General features: G+C 70.6%; 3 protein-coding genes. 2 read left to right on the top strand and 1 reads right to left on the bottom strand.

All coding sequences use genetic code 11. The annotated features are described in order from the left end of the window. Nucleotides 1–253: 253 nt before the first annotated feature. A complete protein-coding gene (locus tag AB0O00_RS36420; RefSeq protein WP_363658992.1) occupies nucleotides 254–976 on the bottom strand; it encodes a ScbR family autoregulator-binding transcription factor in 723 nt (240 codons plus the stop codon). A gap of 369 nt (nucleotides 977–1,345) precedes the next feature. On the opposite strand from AB0O00_RS36420, the gene AB0O00_RS36415 reads away from it, so the two are divergent. Together AB0O00_RS36415 and AB0O00_RS36410 are read left to right on the top strand one after the other, a co-directional pair. After that, nucleotides 1,346–1,807 carry a metalloregulator ArsR/SmtB family transcription factor gene (locus tag AB0O00_RS36415; protein WP_363658991.1) on the top strand — a complete coding sequence of 154 codons (462 nt, stop codon included), beginning with the start codon at nucleotides 1,346–1,348 and terminating at the stop codon, nucleotides 1,805–1,807. After that, nucleotides 1,804–2,256, top strand: a 453-nt coding sequence (locus tag AB0O00_RS36410) for an SRPBCC family protein (RefSeq protein WP_363658990.1), incomplete at its 3' end; no start/stop codon positions are given. The genes AB0O00_RS36415 and AB0O00_RS36410, both read left to right, overlap by 4 nt.

Here is a 2,256-nt window from a genome sequence, read left to right as displayed (position 1 = left end):
TGAGGCGCAGGGTCAGCCGGTAGTTCACCAAGCAGTCCCGGAGCGTGCCGAGTTCGCCGTCCGGACCGGGGCCTTCGAGGCTCCGCGGGTCGTCGGCCGGATCGGCCCACATGTCGGAGTAGACGGTCGCCCTCGTCCAACGCGCTGGTTCGTCGGTCATGCGTCGCATGATCGTCCGTCTCCGCACGAACCGCCACCGATTAATCGCCCGCGCCGCCGTCGATCCGCGCGCTCCCGCCCGGGGGGCGCCGCCTCAGGACACCGCGGCCCCGCTGCCGACCGCGTACGCCTCGGCCTCGGCACCGCCGTCACCGTCCCCGTCGGCCTCGGCCGCCGCGCGGGCCGCCGCCACCTCGGCCACCACCTGGGCGCCGCGGTCCGGCCCCATCCGGAGCGCGCCGAGCACGCCCGGCACCGCGATGCTCGGCATCACGTGCTGGAACAGCCCGGCCACCCGGCGCTCCAAGTCGGCCCGGCCGCTGAGCTTCTGGGACTGGATCTGCACGCCCGTCCACGCCGCCGTCAGCAGCCACGCGGCGTCCGCCGGGACGACGTGCGGCAGCAGTTCGCCCCGCTCGCCGGCCGCGACCAGGAGCGCCTCGAACCGGGAGATCCAGCCGAGGATCGCGCCGCCGCCGAACTCGTCGAACACGTCCTGGCCGAGGGCGAGCCTGGCACCGGCGCTCAACAGCGGGTCGCGCGGGAGCAGATGGGCGACCACCATCCCGGTGTCCACGAACTCCTGGAGTTTGCAGGCGCGTTCGGGCACCCCGTGCCGGCCGAACTGCTCCTCGACGACACCCTGCGCGAGATCACGCTTGGACGCGAAATGGAAGTAGACCGCGCCGCGCGTCACGCCGGCCCGGGAGACCACCTCACCGATGGTCGCGCCCTCGTAGCCGAACTCGTCGAAGACAGAAGCCGCGGCCTCCAGGATCAGCCGACGCGTCCGGAGCGCCCGCTCCTGCCGTACCACCGGAACCACCCCGTCCTGACGTTCTCGCAAAAACAAAACCAACCACGCCGTATCTTAGCGACGAGTAGCCCGAGGCCGACAAGACGCTGTCCGGGAATCGCCCCAGCCACTCCTCCTCCCCCATCCGCCCCTTCCCTTGGGCGAATTCGAGACGACCGGCCATCGGCTACCCAGCCCGGGCCACCCCTCCGGCGATCGCACTTAAAACCGAACGAGCGGTATCTGTAGTGGCAGGCCGGGCTGCGGAAGTTGCGATCGAGCCCTCAATCGAGCCCTCGGCGACTTTCTCAACCGATCGGTTGAAGAAGACGGCGGAGCGGCGTAGCGTTGTCCTCAACCAATCGGTTGAGAAAGAGCAGGGGTTATCCGGTGGCCGTCGACCAGTTGTCCCGGGCGTTCGTCGCCCTGGCCGATCCGACCCGGCGCGACATCGTCGCCCGCCTCTCGGTCCGCGACGCGACCGTCGGCGAGCTGGCGGAGTCGTACGCGATGTCGATGCAGGCCGTCTCCAAGCACCTCAAGGTGCTGGAGGAGGCCGGACTCGTCAGCCGCAGCCGGGACGCGCAGCGGCGGCCGTGCCACCTCGAACCGCAGGTGTTCGACTTGTTGACGAGCTGGATCGAGCGCTACCGCCGGCAGGCGGAGGAGCGCTTCCGCCGCCTGGACGCCGTCCTCGCGGATATGGCGGATATGGCGGACATGGACGACGAGCCGGCGGGCGACGGGCCCGTGGACGTCATACCCGTCGCCCACGGCCTCCCGCAGAGCACGGACACCGAAGCAGACGAAGCTGACGTAGCAGACGTAGGACACGAAGGAGAGAAGCCATGACCTCCACCACCGGCCGCGAGACCCGCGTCGAGGCGGACCCGACGCTGCCCACCATCCGGATCGTCCGCGAGTTCGACGCCCCGCCGGCGCGCGTGTTCCGGGCCTGGATCGAGCCCGAGCTGGTCGCCCGGTGGCTCGGCCCGAAGAACCACGAGACGAAGATCGACTTCTGGGACGGCCGCACCGGCGGCAGCTACCGCTACTCCATGCACCAGGACGGCCAGGAGATCGCCGCGTTCTACGGCTCGTTCCACGAGGTCCGGCCGGCCACCCGGCTCGTCCAGACCTTCACGTACACGGGCGTGCCGGACGGCGTCTCGCTCGACACCGCCGTGTTCGAGCCGGTCGGCGAAGGCCGTACCCGCGTCACGATCCTGTCGGTGGTCGACAGCTTCACCGCCCGCGACGCGATCCTCGCGAGCGGCATGGAGAAGGGCGTCACCGAGGGC

The organism is Kitasatospora sp. NPDC093558 (assembly GCF_040683475.1).
In the GTDB taxonomy this organism is placed as follows: Bacteria; Actinomycetota; Actinomycetes; order Streptomycetales; family Streptomycetaceae; genus Kitasatospora.
Note: the sequence above shows the minus strand (reverse complement) of the source record. Positions and strands in the feature narration are given on the sequence as shown.